Source organism: Streptomyces sp. NPDC002076 (genome assembly GCF_053593835.1).
The window spans coordinates 291,342-311,263 of the sequence record NZ_JBSFDI010000003.1 but is presented as its reverse complement, the minus strand read 5'-3'; the positions used below and the strand labels follow the sequence as shown (position 1 = coordinate 311,263).

Annotated in this window: 17 protein-coding genes; 7 read left to right on the top strand and 10 right to left on the bottom strand. The window is 72.4% G+C overall.

Annotation, left to right across the window (positions count from 1 at the left end; translation table 11 throughout):
• The first annotated feature begins 26 nt into the window (after nt 1–26).
• Together ACWCQS_RS08665 and rbsD are read left to right on the top strand one after the other, a co-directional pair.
• Entirely contained in the window at nt 27–929 is a 903-nt protein-coding gene (locus tag ACWCQS_RS08665) for a ribokinase (RefSeq protein WP_451003762.1), read from the top strand.
• On the top strand, nt 926–1,306 hold the full coding sequence (gene rbsD / locus ACWCQS_RS08660; protein ID WP_451003761.1) for a D-ribose pyranase: 381 nt from the start codon (nt 926–928) through the stop codon (nt 1,304–1,306). Before ACWCQS_RS08665 ends, rbsD begins: the two co-directional genes overlap by 4 nt.
• A 178-nt stretch (nt 1,307–1,484) precedes the next feature.
• Here the strand turns inward: rbsD and ACWCQS_RS08655 are convergent, their stop codons facing one another.
• Genes ACWCQS_RS08655 through ACWCQS_RS08645 form a run of 3 tightly spaced genes read right to left on the bottom strand, consistent with a single transcriptional unit; the run spans nt 1,485 to nt 4,620 of the window.
• A complete protein-coding gene (locus tag ACWCQS_RS08655; protein ID WP_451003760.1) occupies nt 1,485–2,291 on the bottom strand; it encodes a sugar phosphate isomerase/epimerase family protein in 807 nt (268 codons plus the stop codon).
• Nucleotides 2,292–2,320: 29 nt separating this feature from the next.
• Nucleotides 2,321–3,472, bottom strand: coding sequence for a dihydrodipicolinate synthase family protein (locus tag ACWCQS_RS08650; protein WP_451003759.1), 1,152 nt, complete (start codon nt 3,470–3,472; stop codon nt 2,321–2,323).
• Entirely contained in the window at nt 3,469–4,620 is a 1,152-nt protein-coding gene (locus tag ACWCQS_RS08645; protein WP_451003758.1) for a Gfo/Idh/MocA family protein, read from the bottom strand. Before ACWCQS_RS08645 ends, ACWCQS_RS08650 begins: the two co-directional genes overlap by 4 nt.
• A 222-nt stretch (nt 4,621–4,842) precedes the next feature.
• On the opposite strand from ACWCQS_RS08645, the gene ACWCQS_RS08640 reads away from it, so the two are divergent.
• A complete protein-coding gene (locus ACWCQS_RS08640) occupies nt 4,843–5,901 on the top strand; it encodes a LacI family DNA-binding transcriptional regulator (protein ID WP_451003757.1) in 1,059 nt (352 codons plus the stop codon).
• Here the strand turns inward: ACWCQS_RS08640 and ACWCQS_RS08635 are convergent.
• Nucleotides 5,887–7,098 carry an FAD-dependent monooxygenase gene (locus ACWCQS_RS08635; RefSeq protein ID WP_451003756.1) on the bottom strand — a complete coding sequence of 404 codons (1,212 nt, stop codon included), beginning with the start codon at nt 7,096–7,098 and terminating at the stop codon, nt 5,887–5,889. The genes ACWCQS_RS08640 and ACWCQS_RS08635 overlap by 15 nt on opposite strands.
• Nucleotides 7,099–7,295: 197 nt before the next feature.
• Nucleotides 7,296–7,571: a hypothetical protein gene (locus tag ACWCQS_RS08630; protein WP_451003755.1), complete on the bottom strand. Its 276-nt coding sequence runs from the start codon at nt 7,569–7,571 to the stop codon at nt 7,296–7,298.
• Between the two features lie 384 nt (nt 7,572–7,955).
• Between ACWCQS_RS08630 and ACWCQS_RS08625 the strand changes: the two genes are divergently transcribed.
• Genes ACWCQS_RS08625 through ACWCQS_RS08615 form a run of 3 tightly spaced genes read left to right on the top strand, consistent with a single transcriptional unit; the run spans nt 7,956 to nt 11,027 of the window.
• Nucleotides 7,956–8,885, top strand: coding sequence for a bifunctional helix-turn-helix transcriptional regulator/GNAT family N-acetyltransferase (locus ACWCQS_RS08625; RefSeq protein ID WP_451003754.1), 930 nt, complete (start codon nt 7,956–7,958; stop codon nt 8,883–8,885).
• 40 nt (nt 8,886–8,925) lie between these two features.
• Nucleotides 8,926–9,726, top strand: a complete 801-nt coding sequence (locus ACWCQS_RS08620; protein WP_451003753.1) for a sugar phosphate isomerase/epimerase family protein — start codon at nt 8,926–8,928, stop codon at nt 9,724–9,726.
• A gap of 50 nt (nt 9,727–9,776) precedes the next feature.
• Nucleotides 9,777–11,027: an MFS transporter gene (locus tag ACWCQS_RS08615; RefSeq protein WP_451003752.1), complete on the top strand. Its 1,251-nt coding sequence runs from the start codon at nt 9,777–9,779 to the stop codon at nt 11,025–11,027.
• A gap of 120 nt (nt 11,028–11,147) precedes the next feature.
• On the opposite strand, the gene ACWCQS_RS08610 is transcribed toward ACWCQS_RS08615, so the two are convergent.
• Nucleotides 11,148–11,744 carry an RBBP9/YdeN family alpha/beta hydrolase gene (locus ACWCQS_RS08610; protein WP_451003751.1) on the bottom strand — a complete coding sequence of 199 codons (597 nt, stop codon included), beginning with the start codon at nt 11,742–11,744 and terminating at the stop codon, nt 11,148–11,150.
• Between the two features lie 50 nt (nt 11,745–11,794).
• Between ACWCQS_RS08610 and ACWCQS_RS08605 the strand changes: the two genes are divergently transcribed.
• On the top strand, nt 11,795–12,757 hold the full coding sequence (locus ACWCQS_RS08605; protein ID WP_451003750.1) for a LysR family transcriptional regulator: 963 nt from the start codon (nt 11,795–11,797) through the stop codon (nt 12,755–12,757).
• 21 nt (nt 12,758–12,778) lie between these two features.
• Here ACWCQS_RS08605 and ACWCQS_RS08600 read toward each other — a convergent pair whose 3' ends face one another.
• The 4 genes from ACWCQS_RS08600 to ACWCQS_RS08585 all read right to left on the bottom strand — a co-directional run bounded on the left by ACWCQS_RS08600 (nt 12,779) and on the right by ACWCQS_RS08585 (nt 19,871).
• Nucleotides 12,779–13,396, bottom strand: a complete 618-nt coding sequence (locus tag ACWCQS_RS08600) for a hypothetical protein (protein WP_451003749.1) — start codon at nt 13,394–13,396, stop codon at nt 12,779–12,781.
• 113 nt (nt 13,397–13,509) lie between these two features.
• Nucleotides 13,510–15,360 carry a glycoside hydrolase family 3 protein gene (locus tag ACWCQS_RS08595; protein ID WP_451003748.1) on the bottom strand — a complete coding sequence of 617 codons (1,851 nt, stop codon included), beginning with the start codon at nt 15,358–15,360 and terminating at the stop codon, nt 13,510–13,512.
• 306 nt (nt 15,361–15,666) lie between these two features.
• On the bottom strand, nt 15,667–16,062 hold the full coding sequence (locus tag ACWCQS_RS08590; RefSeq protein ID WP_451003747.1) for a hypothetical protein: 396 nt from the start codon (nt 16,060–16,062) through the stop codon (nt 15,667–15,669).
• Between the two features lie 89 nt (nt 16,063–16,151).
• Nucleotides 16,152–19,871 carry an ABC transporter ATP-binding protein gene (locus tag ACWCQS_RS08585; protein ID WP_451003746.1) on the bottom strand — a complete coding sequence of 1,240 codons (3,720 nt, stop codon included), beginning with the start codon at nt 19,869–19,871 and terminating at the stop codon, nt 16,152–16,154.
• Nucleotides 19,872–19,922: the final 51 nt, after the last annotated feature.

Below are 19,922 nucleotides of genomic sequence, written 5' to 3'. Positions count from 1 at the left end.
CTCAGGGGAATCAGGGGAGTCAACTGATGTACGACTACGACCTGCTGGTCGTGGGTTCGGCCAACGCCGACCTGGTGATCGATGTCGAGCGGCGGCCCGCCGCCGGCGAGACGGTGCTCGGCGGCGACCTTGCCGTCCACCCGGGCGGCAAGGGCGCCAACCAGGCGGTCGCCGCCGCCCGGCTCGGCGCGGGTACGGCCCTGCTGGCCCGGGTCGGCGACGACGGCCACGGCCGGCTGCTGCTGGACTCCCTGCGCGCGGCCGGCGTCGACACGGTCGGCGTGCTGGTGGGCGGAGCGCCCACGGGCGTGGCACTGATCACCGTGGACCCCTCGGGGGACAACAGCATCGTGGTGTCGCCGGGCGCCAATGCCCGCCTCACCCCGGCGGACATCCGGGCCGCGGTGAGCCTGTTCCTGGCCTCGCGGGTGGTGTCGGCACAGCTGGAGATCCCGCTGGAGACGGTCGTGGAGGTCGTTCGGAACCTGTCCCCGGACAGCCGTTTCGTGCTGAACCCGTCCCCGCCCAGGCCCCTGCCCACGGAGGTGCTCGCGGCCTGCGACCCGCTGATCGTGAACGAGCACGAGGCCCGGGTGATCCTCGGCGAGGCCTGTGTGAGCGAGGACCCGGCGGACTGGGCGCGGCTACTGCTGGCCAAGGGTCCGCGCTCGGTGGTGGTGACGCTGGGCGCGGGAGGGGCGCTGGTGTGCGACTCCCTGGAGGTGACCCGGGTGGCGCCGGTGAAGGTGGACGCGGTGGACACGACAGGTGCCGGGGACGCGTTCACGGCGGCGCTGGCGTGGAAGCTGGGCACGGGTGCGGATCTGCCGGAGGCGGCGGCCTACGCGGCCCGGGTCGGCGCGGCGGCCGTGACCAAGCGGGGCGCGCAGGAGTCGTATCCGACGGCGGAGGAGGTCGAGGCGCTGTGAAGAAGGCGGGGATCCTCAACCGCCATCTGGCCGGGGCGCTCGCCGAGCTGGGGCACGGGGACGGGGTGCTGGTGTGCGACGCCGGCATGCCGATCCCGGACGGGCCGCGCGTGGTGGACCTGGCGTTCCGCGCCGGGGTGCCGTCGTTCGCGGAGGTCCTGGACGGGCTGCTGGCCGAGCTGGTGGTGGAGGGCGCCACGGCGGCGGTGGAGCTGCGCGGCCGCAACCGGGCCCTGCTGGAGGGCCACTTCCCACGGCTGTCCCTGGTCCCGCACGAGCGTCTGAAGGAGCTGTCGGCGGGCGCACGGCTGGTCGTGCGCACGGGTGAGGCACGGCCGTACGCGAATGTGCTGCTGCGGTGCGGCGTGTTCTTCTGAGGCCCGTATACGGCTTCGAGGCCCGTACGACTTCGAGGGGGCGGCCCCGGTCCGTCGACCGGGGCCGCCCCCTCGGCTTTCCCCTCCGTATCAGAACCCCGTGAATCCCCCCCGGGTCCCCTCCCGGGTTCTGATGACATGTACGACACTCAGAGCCCGGGAAGGGTTGCACGCGTTCTCAAGATTCTTTGTGCACGTGTTTCACGAACCGCTCCACCGTCTCCGCCAGCACCTCCCGGCCGTCCCGGGCCCACAGCTCCTCGTTGAAGAGTTCGACCTCGATGGGACCGGTGTAGCCGGCCGCCTCCACATGGCCCCGCCACTCGCGCATGTCGATCGCGCCGTCGCCGAGCTGACCGCGGCCGTTGAGGACGCCCTCGGGCAGCGGGGTGATCCAGTCCGCGAGCTGGAAGGTGTGGATACGGCCGCCCTCCCCCGCGCGGGCGATCTGCGCGGGAGCCTGGTCGTCCCACCAGATGTGGTACGTGTCCACCGTGACGCCGACTTGATCAGCCGGGAAGCGCTCGGCCAGGTCCAGGGCCTGGGCCAGCGTCGACACCACGCAGCGGTCGGCGGCGTACATGGGGTGCAGGGGCTCGATGGCCAGGCGGACGCCGTGGTCCTCGGCGTGGGGCGCGAGGTCGGCGAGGGCGTCCGCGATGCGTTCGCGGGCCGCCCTCAGGTCCTTGCTGCCGGGCGGGAGGCCGCCGGAGACCAGGACCAGGGTGTCGGTGCCGAGCGTGGCCGCCTCCTCGATCGCCCGCCGGTTGTCGGCCAGGGCACGGGACCGCTCCTCCGGGTCGATCGCCGTGAAGAAGCCGCCCCGGCACAGGGTCGTCACCGTCAGGCCCGCGTCCCGGATCAGTTTCGTCGTCTCCGCGACGCCGTATGCCTGGACCGGTTCGCGCCACAGGCCGACCTGGCCGACACCCGACTGAGCGCAGGCGTCCGCCAGTTCCGGCAAGGACAGCTGCTTCACCGTCATCTGATTGATGCTGAAGCGCGCAAGATCGGTCACTGGTTCACCCCGTACAGCGACAGCAGGTTCTTCATCCGTTCCTCGGCGAGCTTGGGGTCCGGGAACAGGCCGAGGCCGTCGGCGAGTTCGTAGGCGCGGGCCAGGTGCGGGAGGGAGCGGGCCGACTGCAGGCCGCCGACCATCGTGAAGTGGGACTGGTGACCCGCCACCCAGGCCAGGAAGACCACGCCCGTCTTGTAGAAGCGGGTGGGGGTCTGGAAGAGGTGGCGGGACAGTTCGACCGTGGGGTCGAGCAGTTCACGGAAACCGGTCCTGTCCCCGGTGTCCAGGACCCGTACCGCCTGCGCCGCCAGCGGCCCCAGTGGGTCGAAGATGCCGAGCAGGGCGTGGCTGAAGCCCTGGTCGTCGCCCGCGATCAGCTCGGGGTAGTTGAAGTCGTCGCCGGTGTAGCAGCGGACCCCGCGCGGCAGTCGGCGGCGGAGGTCGATCTCCCGCCGCGCGTCCAGCAACGACACCTTGATGCCGTCCACCTTGTCCGGGTGCGCGGCGATGACCTCCAGGAACGTCTCCGTCGCCGCGTCCAGGTCGGCCGAGCCCCAGTAGCCCTCCAGCGCCGGGTCGAACATCGGGCCCAGCCAGTGCAGGATCACCGGCTCGGCGGACTGGCGCAGGAGATGGCCGTAGACCTCCAGGTAGTCCTCGGGGCCGGAGGCTTCCGCGGCCAGCGCCCGCGACGCCATCAGGATCGCCTGGGCGCCCGACTCCTCCGCCACCGCGAGCTGCTCCTCGTAGGCGGCGCGGATCTGTGCCGGGGAGCCGCCCCCGATCTGGTCGGTGCCGACCCCGCACGCGATACGGCCGCCCACCGACCGCGCCTCGGCCGCGCTCCGGCGGATCAGCTCCGCCGCGCCCGCCCAGTCCAGGCCCATGCCCCGCTGGGCGGTGTCCATCGCCTCGGCGACGCCGAGTCCGTGGGACCACAGGTGGCGGCGGAAGGCGAGGGTGGCGTCCCAGTCGACGGCGGCGGGCGAATCGGGGGACACGTCCGCGAGCGGGTCGGCCACGACGTGCGCGGCCGAGAAGACCGTACGGGAGGTGATGGGCGTGCCCGGCGTGATCGCCAGCGGCTCGGTACGGGGTTCGTACGTACGCAACGAACCGTCCACCGAGGGGAGTTGGATGGTCACAGGGCGATCTCCGGTACCTCGATGCGGCGGCCCTTCGTCGAGGACTTGAGGCCCAGCTCGGCCAGTTGGACGCCACGGGCGCCGGCCAGCAGGTCCCAGTGGTACGGCGCGTCGGCGTGGACGTGCCTGAGGAACAGCTCCCACTGGGCCTTGAAGCCGTTGTCGAAGTCGCCGTTGTCCGGTACCTCCTGCCACTGGTCGCGGAAGACCTCGGTGGCCGGGATGTCCGGGTTCCAGACCGGTTTGGGGGTCGCCGACCTGTGCTGCGCCCGGCACTTCCTGAGTCCCGCCACCGCGGAGCCCTCGGTGCCGTCGACCTGGAACTCCACCAGCTCGTCGCGGTTGACGCGGACCGCCCAGGAGGAGTTGATCTGGGCGATCGCGCCGCCCTCCAGCTCGAAGATGCCGTACGCCGCGTCGTCCGCCGTCGCGTCGTAGGGCTTGCCCTGTTCGTCCCAGCGCTGCGGGATGTGGGTGGTGGCGAGGGCCTGGACGGACTTCACCCGGCCGAACAGTTCGTGCAGGACGTATTCCCAGTGCGGGAACATGTCGACGACGATGCCACCGCCGTCCTCGGCGCGATAGTTCCAGGAGGGGCGCTGGGCGGGCTGCCAGTCGCCCTCGAACACCCAGTAGCCGAACTCGCCCCGCACGGAGAGGATCCGGCCGAAGAAGCCGCCGTCGATGAGCCGCTTCAGCTTCAGCAGGCCCGGCAGGAAGATCTTGTCCTGGACGACGCCGTGCTTGATGCCCTTGGCGTGGGCCAGCCTGGCCAGCTCCAGGGCGCCCGCCAGGCCCGTCGCCGTCGGCTTCTCGGTGTAGATGTGCTTGCCGGCCTCGATCGCCTTCTTGATCGACTCCTCACGGGCCGAGGTGACCTGGGAGTCGAAGTAGATGTCCACGGACGGATCGGCCAGCACCGCGTCCACGTCCGTGGAGACCTGGTCGAGGCCGTGGCGGTCGGCGATCTCCCGCAGGGCGTGCTCGCGGCGGCCGAGCAGGATCGGCTCCGGCCACAGCACGGTGCCGTCGCCGAGGCCGAGGCCGCCCTGCTCGCGCAGGGCGAGGATCGACCGTACGAGGTGCTGGCGGTAGCCCATGCGCCCGGTCACGCCGTTCATGGCGATTCGCACCGTCTTGCGTGTCACGTGAGTCCCCTCTGTTCACCCTGGCAGCAAGCGCTTTCTACACTGAGAAACTAGCCTCTGGACGGTGATCTGTACAAGACCGTGTCCCCTTCGAGTTGTTCGAGGGGGCGAACAATCGGGGGCCATGGCTTTAAGGTCTGCTCGACGGATTCTCGGAACCAGCAGCAGGACCTGGCTGTCTACGAGGGCGTACGACACGATGCGCGACCGGAGGACGACGAGATGACGGTGACCCTGGCGGATGTGGCGGCCCGCGCCCAGGTCTCACCCGCGACGGTGTCGCGCGTGCTGAACGGCAACTACCCGGTGGCCGCCTCCACGCGCGAACGGGTGCTGCGGGCGGTGGACGAGCTGGACTACGTCCTCAACGGCCCGGCGAGCGCCCTCGCTGCGGCCACCTCCGACCTGGTCGGCATCCTCGTCAACGACATCGCCGACCCCTTCTTCGGGATCATGGCGAGCGCGATCCAGGCGGAGATCGGGGGCGTCGGGGGTGGCCGGGCGGGCGGTGAGCGGCTCGCGGTGGTCTGCAACACGGGTGGCTCGCCGGAGCGTGAGCTGACGTATCTGACGCTGCTGCAGCGGCAGCGGGCGGCCGCCGTGGTGCTGACCGGCGGGGCCGTGGAGGACGCGCCGCACGCGGCGGCGGTCGCGGCGAAGCTGCGCAAGCTCGCCGAGGCCGGGACCCGGGTGGTGCTGTGCGGGCGGCCGCCGGCGCCCGACACCGAGGCCGTGGCGCTGCCCTTCGACAACCGGGGCGGAGCGCACCGGCTCACCGAGCATCTGCTCGGCCTCGGCCACCGCCGCCTCGGCTACATCGCGGGCCCCGAGGAGCGTACGACGACCCGGCACCGGCTGGAGGGCCACCGGGCGGCACTGGCCGCGGCGGGCGTCGAGGAGGACCCGCGCTGGACGGTGCACGGCCGTTACGACCGGCAGTCCGGGTACGAGGCCACGCTGGAGCTGCTGCGCCGGGATCCCTCCCTGACCGCCGTCGTCGCCGCGAACGACTCCGTCGCGCTCGGGGCGTGTGCGGCGCTGCGGGACTCGGGGCTGCGGATCCCGGACGACGTGTCGGTCGCCGGGTTCGACGATCTGCCGTTCAGCGTGGACGCGGTGCCTTCTCTTACGACCGTGCGGTTGCCGCTCGCGGAGGCGGGGGCCAGGGCCGGGCGGATCGCCATGGGGCGGGAGGAGGCGCCCCCCGGCGGGATCGCGACCGTCCGGGGGGAGCTGATGGTGCGGGGGTCTTCGGGAGTGCCCCGGTCAGCCGGAAAGTGACCTTCCCAGCAGCGGCATCGGTGCCTCGCCCCTCCTGCGGTCCCGGTACCAGCGCCTGCCGGTCTCGTAGGCCCGGCGGGCCCTGCGTACGGCGGGGATCTGGGTGGCGAGGTGGACCTGGTAGCGCCACGGGGCCTGGTGGCCCTGACGTACCGACATGGCGTAGGCGAAGGAGACCGGGTCGCGGTCCAGGTAGTCGTCCAGCTGCTCGAACCAGGCCATGCTGGTGCGCGCACCCGCCTGGATGGGGTGGAGTTCGGCGCGGCGGTGCTGGTCGTACTCGCGCAGTGCCACCCGCGGATCCGGGTACTGGGAGAGGCTGTGGGCCAGTACGATCGCGTCGATCATCGCGAGCCGGGTTCCGGAGCCGAGCGTGAAGTGGGTGGTGTGCGCGGCGTCGCCGGCCAGGACGACGTTGCCGTCGACCCAGGTCCGGTTGCTGATGTGCTGGAACCGCTGCCATTTCGCCGGTTCGCCGCGTGATCTGCTGATCAGGGAGTGGCCGTCGAGCGCCCGGTGGAAGATCTTCTCCAGCAGGGGCATGGCGTCCTCGGGATCGAGCGTGTCGAGGCCGAGGCCCTGCCAGGTCTGCGGTGAGCACTCCACGATGCAGGTGCTGATGCCGTGGAACGACGGATAGGCGTGGAACCAGATCCAGCCGGCCGGGGTCTCCTCGAAGCAGAACTCGAAGCTGTCGAACTGCCGGTCCGTGCCGAGCCAGATATAGGGGTTGCGGCCGGTCTCCACCTTGGTCCCGAAGTGCTCGGCGCGGCTCTGCCGGATCCGGCTGCCCGCGCCGTCGGCGGCCACGATCAGGTCGGCGTCGGGCAGGTCGGCGGGGTCGGCGAGCTTCTCGTGGCGGACGTCGACGCCGAGCGCCCGTGCGCGGCGGGTCAGCACGTCCAGCAGGGCGGCGCGGCCCATGCTGTAGCCGTAGCCGCCGAAATACGCCGTGCCGTCGTGCCGACTGCCGTGCAGGTGGATCTCCTGGTCCTGCCAGAGCACGGAACCGGCGCTCACCGCCCGTGCGCTCTCGGGGTCGTTGCTATGCAGGATGTCCAGCAGATCGTTCCAGTACACGACCCCCCAGCCGTACGTCGCCTCCGGCGGGTCCCGCTCGATCACAGTGATCTCGTGACCGGCGTCCCGCAGTTTCGCGGAGATCGCGAAGTACAGCCCTGCCGGGCCTCCGCCCACGCAAACGATCCTCATCCGGTACTACCTCCGTTGTCACGGCCACACTGGAACATCACTTCTGTTACGTGCTCGTGCATATGGATCCGGGTGCCCGTGAGGTCGGGCACCCGGATCCACCCTTGGTTTGTCGTCAGGGGGTGTCGGCTGTTGGTGTCGGCTGTTGGTGTCGGCTACTGGTGTCGGCTACTGCTGGGCGCTCAGTCGCAGCCCCAGCCGCCGCCCCAGCCCCAGCCGCCGCCGTCACCCCAGCCCCAGCCCCAGCCCCAGCCGCCGCCCCAGCCCCAGCCCCAGCCGCCGCCGCCCCAGCCCCAGCCCCAGCCGTCTCCGTGGTACGTGGCGACATGTGCGGGAGCAGACGCAGGAGCAGAGGAGGTGGCAGCCTGGGCCGCTCCAGCTCCGGCCACGATGGCCAGGATCGGCGCCGAGCAGACCGCTATGGCCACTCTCTTCATCCGGGTGGTGTGTGCGCGCATGATGAGCCCCTCTCCGGAGGGTATGGTTGAGTTGCCGGACGGCCTCGACGGGCCGTCCGTTGCGCTCCAGCCTGCGCGTCGCTCGGAGCGCCGCCCGCCGCCACGTGATAGGCGCTCTCGCGGCGGACCGCCACGTCCGCCATAAAACGGACATAAGTGGCGTTCTTCATCAAAGCTACGACGAGGTTGCGACGTAGTCAAAAGCAGGACTCCCCACCGGCCTAAAGAACAGGCAAAGGAAGCGGACCCGGGTCCGGCTAGCCAACGCCCCTGCGCCCCAGCACATTTGATACGCCGCCGAACCGGGCCGTGGACGCGGGCGGGCGGCAGGCCTAGGCTCCGGAGGACGGCATCTCTGACTGAGTCAAACATCGGGGGGCGATCATGACCGTCCAGGACGTCCGCGCCTTCAACCGCTTCTACACGGGCCTCATCGGCGCCCTCGACTACGGCCGCCATCTCTACGCCCCGTACACCCTCACCGAATCCCGAGTGCTGTACGAACTCGCCCAGGTCCCGCACCTGGACGCGGTCGATCTGCGCACGCTGCTCGACCTGGACGCCGGGTATCTGAGCCGGATCCTCAACAAGTTCGAGGACGCCGGGCTGATCGAGCGCGGCCCCTCGCAGAGCGATCCGCGCCGGCGGCGGGTGCGGCTCACCGCGCAGGGACGGGAGGCCGCCGCCCTGCTCGACGAGCGGGCCCGGGAGACGGTCGGGGCCATGCTCGCCACCGTGGCACCGGCCGACCTGCCACGGCTGGCGCAGGCCATGCGGACCGTCCAGGAAGTCCTCGGCGAGGGCGGGGTCCGGAACGGCGAGGTCGTGCTGCGCGAGCCGCGTCCGGGCGACCTCGGCTGGATCGTGCAGCGCAACGCGGCCCTGTACGCGGCCGAGTACGGCTGGAACGCCGACTACGAGGGCCTGGTCGCCCGGATCGTCGCCGACTTCGCGGAGGACCACGACCCGCATCTGGAGCGGGTGTGGATCGCCGAGCTGGCCGGGCGCCCGGTGGGCTGCGTGATGTGCGTACGGGACGACGCACCCGGTACCGCGCGGCTGCGGCTGCTGCTCGTCGAGCCGGAGGCACGCGGGCACGGCATCGGCGACCGGCTGGTACGGGCCGTGGTCGACTTCGCGCGCGGGGTCGGCTACCGCGACCTGGTGCTGTGGACCAACGACGTGCTCAGCGGCGCCCGCCGGATCTACCAGCGGCACGGCTTCGTCCTCGTCGCGGAGAAACCGCACCGTTCCTTCGGCAAGGATCTCGTGGGCCAGGACTGGCGACTGGATCTGCACGAATCGGACGGGTGACGAGTCACGAATCGGACGGATGACGGGTAGGGTCCGGGCCATGAAGCTGGCGTTCTCCACTCTCGGTGTCCCCGGCCTGCCCGTCCCTGAGGTCCTGGCGCTCGCGACCGCGCACGGCTACCACGGCGTCGAACTGCGCGCCCATCCGGAGGAGCCGGTCCATCCCGGCCTCTCCCCCGCCGAACGCGCAGCGACCGCGGCCCGGTTCAAGGAGGCCGGGGTCGAAGTGCTGGGCCTCGCCGGGTACGCGCGCGTGGCCGCGCCCGGTGACGACGCACCGGTACTGGCGGAGATCCGGGATCTCCTCCATCTCGCCCACGACCTGGGCGCGCCCTTCGTCCGGGTCTTCCCCGGCGCGGACCCCGACCGCCCCCGCGAGGAGTCCGACGCCCTGGCCGCCCGGCGGCTCGGCACCGCCGCGGAGGACGCCACCGCGCTCGGGGTGCGGATCCTGCTGGAGACGCATGACTCGCATCGCACCGGCGCCGACGTGATCCGGGTGCTGGGCCCGGTCGGGCACCGGCAGGTGGGCGCGCTGTGGGACGTCATGCACACCTGGCTGGGCGGCGAGCAGCCCGCCGACACCTATGCGGCGCTCGCTCCGCATCTGGGGTATGTGCAGGTCAAGGACATCGCGTCGGCCGACGACACGGGGCCGCTGCCGCTGGGCTCGGGGGTGCTTCCGCTCACCGAGTGCGTGGATGTGCTGTGCCGGCACGGGTGGGACGGGTGGCTGTGCTGGGAGTACGAGAAGCGGTGGTACGGGTCGGCTGCGCCGCTTGCGGGGTTGTTGGGGGCGGGGCGGGAGCATTTGCTGCGCTTGCTGGGTGAGGCGGCGTAGTACCCGTTAATTCGCTGGCCGGTGCCTTGGTGCCCGGTTAGCCTCCCCCGGTGATTCAGCCGCTCATCGACATACGGCCCCTGCGCGCCTCGCCCCTCTTCCGGCGGCTGCTGGTCGGGCGGACCGTGTCCACGCTCGGCGGGTTCATGACCATGGTGACGGTCATGTACCAGGTGTGGGACATGACCCGCAGCACGGCGTGGACCGGTGCGGTGGGGCTCGCGCAGGCGCTGCCGCTGGTGGTGTTCGGGCTGTTCGCGGGCGCCTGGGTGGACCGGGCGGACCGGCGGCGGATCTTCCTGACGGCGACCGTGGGCCAGGCGGCCTGTTCCGCGCTGCTGGCCGTACAGGGCTTCACCGGGCACGTCCCGGTGGCGGCCGTTCTCGCGCTGGTCGCCGCGCAGTCGGCGTTCGGTGCGCTGGGCGCCCCGGCGGCCGGGGTCTTCGTACCGCGGCTGCTGCCGAAGGACCAGGTGGCCGCCGGTCTGGCCCTGAACCAGGTCACCGGCCAGTCGATGATGCTGCTCGGCCCGGCCCTGGCCGGTGTGCTGCTGGGCTGGCTGGGCATCGGCACCTGCTATCTGCTGGACGCCCTCAGCTTCGGCGTCGCCTTCTACGGCGCCTTCGGACTGCCCGCGCTGCCGCCGCAGGGCGAGCCGTCGCGGGCGAGCCTGCACGGGGTGCTGGACGGGCTGCGGTTCCTGGCCGGGCACCCGGTGGTGCGGGGCGCGCTGATCACCGACCTCGCCGCGACCGTGCTGTCCTTCCCGGTGAGTCTGTTCCCGCTGGTCAACGCCGAGCGGTTCGGCGACGACCCGCGCACGCTCGGCCTGTTCCTGTCGGCCCTGGCGGTGGGCGGTGTCATGGCCACCGCCCTGTCGGGGGCGGTGACCCGGCTCGGCCGGCCGGGTCCGGTCATGCTGGGCGCGGCCGCCGTCTGGGGTGCCGCGCTGGTGCTCTTCGGGCTGACGACCAACCCGTGGCTCGGTCTCGCCCTGCTCGCCGTCGCGGGCGCCGGGGACGCCATCTCGGTCGTCTCCCGGTCCACGATCGTGCAGACCCGCACCCCGGACGCGCTGCTCGGCCGGGTCACGGCGGCCGAGCAGATCGTCGGGCAGGCCGGCCCCAGCCTCGGCAACGTGCGCGGCGGCCTGCTCGCCGGCTGGACCGACGGCGCGACCTCACTCATCACCGGCGGCCTGCTGTGTCTGCTCGCGGTGGGCGCGGTCGCCACGACGACACCGGAACTACGGGACCGGGCACCGGGTCCGGCCGAAGAGGCCGCCGCCGAGCACGCCTGAACGGGGCTCACATCCCAGTTCCGACGTGCCGTGAGCGGCGTCGTGCCGGATCACGGCGGCGGAGCAGATCGTCGGACAGGCCGGCTCCAGCCTCGGCGACGTGCGAGGCGGCCTGCTGTGTCACATGCCCGGTTCCGGGCGTGCCACGAGCGGTGTCGTGCCGTTCAGGCACCACTCCAGCGCCGCCGGCCAGGGGCCGTACCCGGCGTCGAGGTCGAGGTGGGCGGCGCCGGGGATGATGTCGGCGGGGAGGCCGAGGGGCTCGGCGTAGAGGCGCTGGGCGCCCTCCGCGCAGTACGGGTCGGCGTCGCCGGCGACCAGTCGCGTGGGGCCGGGGAGGGGGGCGTCGAGGGCGGGCGGGACGAAAGCGGAGACCTCCGGCTGCCCGGCGAGGAAGGACCCGGACGGCGGCGCGACGAGCAGTACCCGGTCCGCGTACCGCAGCTGCTCCAGGCCCCGGGCGGCGGCGTGCAGCCACAGCACGGCGGACAGGCTGTGGGCGACGACGACCCGTTCGCCCGAGCCGTCCAACTCCTCCAGGTGGCGGGCGAGTTCGGCGAGCCACACCGCCAGGTCGGGGTCGTCCGGGGCGGGCAGCTGCGGATAGCTGACCCGGTGGCCCAGCTCGGTGAGGCGGTCGGCGAGCCGGTGCTGCCAGTGGTCCTCGGGGCGGTGGTTCTGCCAGCCGTGCAGGATGAGGTACGAGCGCGTGGTCATGCCGCCGATGATTTCCGACCCCTGCCGCACGGTCCAGTTAATGTTTCCGCGTGGAACAGGTAAGCAGCACCTTCACGATCGATCTGCGGCGGCTGACCGTGCTGCGGGAACTGGAACGCCGGGGCAGCCTGGCCCGCACCGCGGAGGCTCTGCATCTGACCCCGTCGGCGGTGTCCCAGCAGATCGCGGCGCTGGCCCGGGAGTTCGGGGCGCCGCTGACCGAACGGGACGGGCGGGGCGTACGGCTGACCGGGCAGGCCCGCATCCTGCTGAGCCACGCCGAGACCATCGCCGCCCAACTGGAGCGGGCGCGGGCCGACCTGGCGGCGTACGGGTCCGGTGGGCGCGGGCAGGTCACGATCGGCTGCTTCGGCAGCGGCGTCCTCGGACTGCTGCCGCCGGCCCTGCGCGCACTGGCCGAGCGGCTTCCGCGCCTCGGGGTGGACGTGGTGGAGGCCGAGCCGCCGGACGTGTTCACCGCGCTCGACGCGGGCCGGCTGGACGTGGTGGTGGCCGTCGACTTCGCGGCGACTCCCCCGCACACCGACCGCCGCTACACCCGCACCGACCTGCTGACGGACATCCTCGACCTGGCGCTGCCCGAGGACCACCCACTGGCCGCCCGCGACCGCGTCCCGCTGCGCGAACTGGCCGCCGAACCATGGATCGTGGGCGCGGCCGAGAGCTGCTGCGGCGCGGTGGCCCGCGCGGTGTGCGCGGCGGCGGGCTTCACCCCGGACATCCGCCACGCGGTGAACGACTGGAGCGCCCTGACCGCACTGGTGGAGACGGGCGCCGGGGTGGCCCTGGTCCCGCGCCTCGTCCGTCCGCTGTACGCCCACCGCCGCCTCGCCGTACGACCGGTGGCGGGCCGACCGCCGTCCCGGAACGTGTTCGCGGCGGTGCGGACGGGGGCCGGGGGAGATCCGGTGCTGGGCGCGGTGCGCGATCAACTCCGGCTGGCGGCAGTGCAGTTGGCCTCGGCAGACGGACCGGTGCCGACGACGGACTGAGCGCAGGCGACTCCCCTTCCTTCACAGCCGCCGCGCACAGCCCACCGGCCTGCTCCCGCCCAGTTGGACGTACAACGCCGTCGATGCCGGGCAGTCCACCCGGTCGGGGACGGCCTTCGTGATCCGGTACTCGGGTTTTCGGCGGCCCGAGCCGTCGCACGCCGTCTCGCGGACCTGGCCCTTGCCGGAGTCGTACACGCAGTCGCCGGGGATCGTGCGGGGGCCGCCCCCGCCGCCGGGGTCGCCCGGGTGCGGGCGCTCCAGGTTGCGCATGCAGGCGTAGCCCTGGGGGACCGCGCCGTCGCCGTCCTCGTCGGCGGTCGCGGACCGGGCGCTGATGTGCAGCACGAAATCGGTCGTCGCCGGGCACAGGGGGCCGTCGGCCAAGGCGCCGTCGTAGCGGGCGATGACCCTGGCCACCGCCCGCTCGCTCGCACAGGGCACCTCGGTGAAGCCGGTCGTGCCGAAGGAACTGCACTCGCCGACCGCGAGGAACTCGGCGCCGTAGCCGCGGCTCGCGGCCGGCGTGGGGCGGGCGTCGCCGACGGGGGTGCCCGGCGTGCCCCGGCAGCCGGACAGCAGCGCGGCCGGCAGCAGGAACGCGAGGCACGCGGCCCTCACGGCACCTTTCCCACGCATGGCCATCCCCCCTGACACCCCGGTCCAGCGTGACCCTTGGCGGCGTGGCCACGCCAGACATGCGGGAGGGTTTCCCCCAGTTGGGGGTATTGCGCCCGGTGTGTGGCGTACGGCTAGTACGTCAGCCCGTACCCGATCGGATACAGCACCTGCGTGGGGTCGTCGGCCCGCTGCACCGGCACCGGCAGCTTGCCGCGCGGGGGCACGCGTCCGGCGATCACCCGGGCGGCGGCGCGCACTTCGACGTCCGTCCAGCCGTAGGAGGCCAGCGCGGCCTTGACGGAGGGGTACTGGGCCACGTCGTAGGGGTTGCGGACGGCCAGTGCGGCCAGTGGCTTCCCCGTGGACAGCAACTGTTCCACCAGGGTGCTCTGGGCGTTGCCCGCCGTCACGTTGTAGGTCGCGACGACCACTGCGTCCGCGTTCTGCGCGGCCGTGACCGCCTGGGCGATGGTCGCGGCGGAGGGCGCGGTGCCGGTGGACAGGGCCGTGGCGGTGAAGCCCAGCTCGGTGAGGGCGGCGGCAAGCACGCCGGTGGGCGGGCCGGTGGTGCCGGAGGGGGAGGCCGGGTCCGCACCCACGACCAGGAGGCGGGGCTCGGTGCGCGGGGAGAAGGGGAGGACATGGTCCTCGTTGACCAGGAGGGTCGTGGTGCCTTCGGCGATCCTGTCGGCGGCGGCCAGGTGCGCCTCGGTGCCGACCCTGCCGAGATCCGTCCGGCCGCCGCGCCGGTCGTCGAAGAGGCCGAGCCGGGCCTTCAGGCGCAGGATGCGCAGGATCGATTCGTCGAGGCGGGACTCGGTCAGCTCGCCGCCCTGGACGGCCTTGAGTACGGCGTTCCAGGCCACGTCGAGGGACGGCGGGTTGAGCAGCTGGTCCACGCCGGCCTTCAGCGCGAGCACCGGCACCCGGTCGTCGCCGTACTTGGTGCGGACGCCCTCCATGCCGAGGGAGTCGGTGATCACGACCCCGTCGTAGCCGAGTTCGCCGCGCAGGATGCCGGTGAGGATCGGGGGGGAGAGGGTGGCCGGGTCGCCGGAGTCGTCGAGGGCCGGAAACTGGATGTGCGCGGTCATGATCGAGTCGATGTCCGCGGCGATCGCGGCCCGGAAGGGTACGGCGTCCAGCTTCTCCCACAACTCCCGGCTGTGCGTGATGACCGGGAAGCCGGTGTGGCTGTCGGTGGCGGTGTCGCCGTGCCCGGGGAAGTGCTTGGCGGTCGCCGCGACCCGGGAGGCCTGATAGCCCCTCACCTCGGCGGCCACCAGCGCGCCGACGGCGTCCGGGTCGGCGCCGAAGGACCGTACGCCGATGACCGGGTTGGCCGGGTTGACGTTGACGTCGGCGTCCGGGGAGTAGTCCTGGTTGATGCCCATCGCGCGCAGTTCGGCGCCGGAGATCCGGCCGAGGGTGTGCGCATCCGCGCGGGAGCCGCCGGCGCCGATCGCCATGGCGCCGGGGAAGAGGGTGGCGGGCTTGCCGACCCGGCAGACCGCGCCGTGCTCCTGGTCGGTGGCGATGAGCACCGGCAGGCCGCGCGGCTGGGACAGGGAGGCCTGCTGGATGCCGTCGGAGAGGTCGGCGATCTGGTGCGGGTCGCGGGTGTTGTGGGCCCAGGCGAAGTAGATGATCCCGCCGACGCGGTACTTGGCGATCAGCTCGGCGGCCGTGCGGACGCCGATCTCGTTGAGGTTGGCGTCGATGTCGGCCTGGTCGGGGGCGGTCGCGGAGTGGCCGTAGACCCGCATCACGAAGAGCTGGCCGACCTTCTCCTGAAGCGTCATCCGGGAGATCAGGGCGCGCAGCCGGCGGTCGTCGCCGGGCGTGGCGGCGCGGGCGGTCGTCGGCACGGTCAGCGCGGCGGTGAGGCCCGCGGTCGCGGCGAGGACGGCGCGTCTGGAGGGTCTTGCGGTGTTTCCGGTGCTTCCCGTGCTGATGTCGCTTCCCGTGCTGGTATCGGGCACGTGCGCTCCTTCCGGAGGAGAACCGCTGAAGGAAACTTCCGAGGAGTCACCAATATCCAGGAAGTTTCTTTCCGTCAAGGGAATGCACGGTAACCGCGAAGGGGCCGCCACCGGCGCAAGGGAGGGGGGCGCGCCGGTGGCGGCGGGCGGCCGGCCGTGCCGCGGCGAAGAGGGTGGGTCGGCGTTCGCGGCCAGTCGCGAGGGGCCGACACCACGGCACGGAAGACTCGTCCGGCAACCCGCGCATTGGACGAGCGGCGATACGGGGCGGTTCCCCGCGAAGCGAGCCGAGCGGCCGGCCTGCCGTCAGCAGAGGATCCAGCCGGAGCTGACCGAACCATGCGACCCCACCGCGCCCTTGACCCACACGCAGCGGTGACCGGCGTGGACCGTCACCGGCCCCGCGTGGTGCCGGTAGGTGCCCTCGTCGACGACCGGGCGGCTGCCGCGCGCCTGGACGCTGACGGACATCGTCTGGGCGGGGCCGGGGTGCCGGGCGACGGTGACGGCGCAGACGTACCCGTCACTCCTGTAGACATGGGTGACCCCGCTGCTGAACGGCAGGGCCCGCACCTCGTGCCCGGCGCAGCCGCCGACCGTGCTCGCCTGGGCGGTGCCTGACGTCACGAGGGCGAGCGTCCCGCTCGCCGCCAGCAAGGCCGTACCGAGCGCCAGACGCCGGCGTATCGCACCAATGTCCACTGTCGTCCTCCCCGTACCACGGTCGTGTCTCATCCTGCGGCCGTACTGATGTACGGACGCATGACGTATGCCGGATGGTTGCACGACCGTCAGCGGGACGCGGTGACCGGCTCCTCCGGTTCGGGGCGGCCGACGAAGGTGCGCCACAGTTCGGCGTACCGGCCGTCGCGGGCGAGGAGTTCGTCGTGGGTGCCGTCCTCCGCGACCCGGCCGTGGTCCATCACCACCACCCGGTCGGCGCGGGCCGCCGTGGTCAGCCGGTGGGCGACCACCAGTGTCGTGCGGCGGCCCGCCAGGCGGTCGGTGGCCTGGTTGACCTGGGCCTCGGTGGCCAGGTCCAGGGCGGCCGTGGCCTCGTCCAGCAACAGGATGTCCGGGTCCACCAGTTCGGCCCGGGCCAGTGCGATCAGCTGGCGCTGGCCCGCCGAGAGGTTGCGGCCGCGCTCGGCGACCTCGTGCAGATAGCCGCCCTCCAGCGTGGCGATCATCTCGTGCGCGCCGACCGCCCGCGCCGCCGCCTCCACCTCGGCGTCGGTGGCGTCCGGGCGGCCGTAGGCGATGGCGTCGCGGATCGTGCCGGGGAACAGGTACGCCTCCTGCGGGACGACCCCGAGCCGGTGCCGGTACGACGTCAGGTCCAGGGCGCGCAGATCCGTGCCGTCGACCGTGACCCGCCCCGCGGTGGGGTCGTAGAACCGCGCGACCAGCTTGACGAGGGTCGACTTGCCGGCGCCCGTCTCGCCGACGAAGGCCACCGTCTGCCCCGCGGGAATCGTCAACTCGATGCCGGTGAGCGCCTCTTCGTCGTCACCGTACGCGAAGTGCACGTCCTCGAAGGCGATGTCGCCCCGCAGGGACGGCACTTCCCGGGGCTCGTCCGCCGACCTCGTGGACGTCGGCTCGCGCAGCAGTTCCTGGATGCGGCCCAGGGAGACGGTGGCCTGCTGGTAGCCGTCGAAGACCTGGGACAGCTGCTGGACCGGCGCGAAGAACAGGTCGATGTAGAGGAGATAGGCGACCAGGGCGCCGGTCGTCAGGGTCGCCGCCTCGATCCGGTGCGCGCCCGCGATCAGCACGCATGCTGCCGCCACCGACGACAGCAGCTGCACGAACGGGAAGTAGACGGAGATCAGCCACTGGCCGCGGATGCGGGCGTGCCGGTAGCTGTCGCTGCGCTCGGCGAACCGCCGCCCGCCGTCCCGCTCGCGCCGGAAGGCCTGCACGATCCGCAGGCCGGCGACGGACTCCTGCAGGTCGGCGTTGACCACCGAGACGCGTTCCCGGGCGAGTTCGTACGCCTTCACGCTCGCCCGGCGGAAGAAGAAGGTCGCGACGATCAGCGGGGGCAGGGTGGCGAAGACGACGAGCGCGAGCCGGAGGTCGATCACCAGCAGGACGCCCATGATGCCGAAGAAGGTGACGACCGAGACGAACGCCGTGACCAGCCCCGTCTGGAGGAAGGTGGACAGGGCGTCGACGTCCGTCGTCATCCGGGTCATGATCCGGCCGGTCAGCTCGCGCTCGTAGTAGTCGAGCCCGAGCCGCTGGAGCTGGGCGAAGATCTTCAGCCGCAGCGTGTACAGCACCCGCTCGCCGGTACGGCCGGTCATCCGGGTCTCGCCGATCTGCGCGACCCACTGGACGAGCACGGTGACCAGGCCCAGCAGGGACGCCGCCCAGACCGCGCCGAGGGCCATCTTCGTCACGCCCGCGTCGATGCCGTGCCGGATCAGCACCGGCAGCAGCAGGCCCGCGCCCGCGTCCGTGGCGACCAGCAGCAGGCTGAGGAGGAGGGGCAGGCCGAAGCCGTGCAGCAGACGGCGCAGGCCGTAGGAGTCCTCCGGGAGGACCGCCCGGGCCTCGTCGATGCCGGGGGTGTCGATGGCCGGGGGCAGCGCCTCCACCTGGGCGAGGAGTTCCGGGGTGGCGGGGGTGCCGGAGAGCGCCTGGTCCCTGGGCGTGCGGTCGCCGGTCCACAGCCGGGGGGTCACCCCCCGCTCGGCGTCGAACTCGGCGTCCAGCTCCTCGCGGACGGAGGTGTCCTCCTGGGGCAGGGCGGGCGCGGCGTGGCCCGGGGAGACCCCGCCCAGCTCGTCCGGATCGGTGAGCAGCCGGCGGTAGAGGGCGGACCGCTCCTGGAGTTCCTCATGCGTGCCGAGGTCGGCGAGCCGGCCGCCGTCGAGGACGGCGATGCGGTCGGCGAGGTTGAGGGTGGAGCGGCGGTGCGCGATGAGCAGGGTGGTACGGCCCTCCATGACGTGCTTGAGGGCTTCGTGGATCTCGTGTTCCACGCGGGCGTCTACGGCGGAGGTGGCGTCGTCGAGGACGAGCAGCCGCGGGTCGGTGAGCAGGGCGCGGGCGAGTGCGACGCGCTGGCGCTGGCCGCCGGAGAGGGTCAGGCCCTGCTCGCCGACCTTGGTGTCGTAGCCCTCGGGGAGCTCGGCGATGAAACGGTCCGCCTGGGCGGCGCGGGCGGCGGCCTCGATCTCCTCCCGGGTGGCGTCCGGGCGGCCGTACGCGATGTTGTTGCGCACGGTGTCGGAGAAGAGGAAGGAGTCCTCCGGGACGAGCCCGATCGCGGCCCGCAGGCTGTCCAGGGTGAGCTCACGGACGTCGTGGCCGCCGATCAGGACCGCGCCGTGGGTGACGTCGTAGAAGCGCGGCAGGAGCAGGGAGAGGGTGGACTTGCCGGAGCCGGAGGAGCCGACGACGGCGAGGGTCTCGCCGGGCCGGATCTCGAAGGTCAGCCCGTCCAGGACCGTGGATCCGCCGTCGTACCCGAAGGACACGTCGTCGAACTCGACGGTCGCGGGCGCGTCGGCCGGGAGGGTCCTGGTGCCCTCCCGGAGCGTCGGCTCGGTGTCGATCAGCTCCAGCACGCGCTCGGTGCCGGCGCGGGCCTGCTGGCCGACGGTGAGGACCATCGCGAGCATCCGGACCGGGCCGACCAGCTGGGCGAGGTAGCTGGAGAAGGCGACGAAGGTGCCGAGCGTGATGTGCCCGCGCACGGCCAGCCAGCCGCCGAGGGCGAGCATGGCGACCTGACCGAGGGCGGGGACCGCCTGGAGAGCCGGGGTGTACTTGCTGTTCAGCCGGATCGTGCGCAGCCGCCCCGCGAACAGCCTGCGCCCGACCTCCCGGAGCTTGCCGGTCTCCTGCTCCTCCTGCCCGAAGCCCTTCACCACGCGTACGCCGCTGACGGCGCCGTCGACCACGCCCGCCACGGCGGCGGCCTGGGCCTGGGCGTACCAGGTGGCGGGGTGGAGCTTGCTGCGGCTCCGCCTGGCGATCCAGCCGAGCGCGGGCGCGACGGCGAGGGCGACCAGGGTCAGCGGCAGCGACAGCCACGCCATGATGACCAGGGAGATCAGGAAGAGCAGGACGTTCCCGATGGTCATCGGGAGCATGAAGAGCAGGCCCTGGATCAGCTGCAGGTCGCTGGTGGCCCGGCCGACGACCTGGCCCGTGGACAGCTCGTCCTGACGGCGGCCGTCGAGGCGGGTGATCGTGCCGTACATCTCGGTCCGCAGGTCGTGCTGGACGTCGAGGGCGAGGCGGCCGCCGTAGTAGCGGCGGATGTAGGTGAGGGCGTAGACGAGCAGGGCCGCGCCGATCAGGGCGCCGGCCCAGGGAGCCATGGAGCGGGTGTGGTTCCCGATCACGTCGTCGATGATCACCTTGGTGATCAGCGGGACGACGGCCGTGACGGCCATGCCGGCGAGGGAGGAGCCGAGGGCGAGGAGCACGTCCTTGGGGTATCGCCAGGCGTAGCTCGCGAGTCGTCTTGCCCATCCCCGTTGCGGTGACACGCGGGTGCCTTCCTGTCGACCTGCTCTACCGGAAGGCACCAACGCGCAGGT